This is a genomic window from Marinobacter xestospongiae (genome assembly GCF_023156385.1).
Taxonomy (GTDB): domain Bacteria; phylum Pseudomonadota; class Gammaproteobacteria; order Pseudomonadales; family Oleiphilaceae; genus Marinobacter; species Marinobacter xestospongiae.
In genome coordinates this window covers 1-941 of sequence record NZ_JAKZAK010000065.1, presented here as the reverse complement: position 1 = coordinate 941, position 941 = coordinate 1, and the positions used below count along the sequence as shown (strand labels likewise).

1 protein-coding gene is annotated in these 941 nt (G+C 61.3%); it reads left to right on the top strand.

Annotation, left to right across the window (positions count from 1 at the left end; all coding sequences use genetic code 11):
• A partial coding sequence (locus tag MLD24_RS21485; RefSeq protein WP_248169385.1) for a hypothetical protein occupies nucleotides 1-941 on the top strand: 941 nt, incomplete at both ends.

Below are 941 nucleotides of genomic sequence, written 5' to 3'. Positions count from 1 at the left end.
TTGACCGTCGCCGGCGGCCCCAATGGCGGTGGCACCGTGACCGCTGGCGGTAACGTAATCGCCACCATCGCCAACACCGGCAATGGCGAGTTGCAACTGAACTTTGCCGACAACGGCACCGCACCCACCACGGCGCTGGTGAATGAAGTGCTGCAAGCGATTCGCTACAGCAACAGCAGCAATGACCCGGCGGCCAACGTTCAGCTGGACTTTACCGTCAGTGACGGCGCGGCCAACGGCACAGGCTCCATTACGGCGACCCTCACCGATGTCAACGATGCCCCCAGCGTGACCGCCACCGGCGGCAATCCCACCTTTGTTGAAGGTGGTGGTGCGCAGGATCTGTTCAACACCGTCAGCACCGATACCGTCGAAACCGGGCAGACCTTCAGCGGGCTGACCCTGACCGTCACCAACGTCGCCGACGGCTCTGACGAAATCCTGTCGTTCGATGGCTCAGATATAGCTCTCACCAACGGCAACTCGGTCAACACAGCCACCAACGGCTTGACGGTGAATGTGTCAGTCATTGGCAGCACCGCAACAGTCTCATTCAGCGGTGCCACGCTGTCAGAAGCGCAACTGCAAACCCTGGTCGACGGGCTGACCTACCGCAACAGCTCAGATAATCCCACCACCGCAGACAATCGCGTGGTGACCATCACCAGCGTCACCGACAGCGGCGGCAGTGCCGGTGGTGGTGTAGACAGCGCTGCGCCCAATCTCACCTCTACCGTCTCGATCACGGCCGTCAATGACGCCCCATCGGTGACCAATGTGTACACCGAGACCAGCCAGGTGGTGGCGGGCAACGGTGCGCAAGCGCTAAGCGGCTTTGCCGACGCCGCCATCGCCAATGTGGATAGCGCCGACTACAACGGTGGTTTTATCACGCTGGCGCAAACCTCTGGCACCGCCAACGGCAATTGGTTTGTTGACGG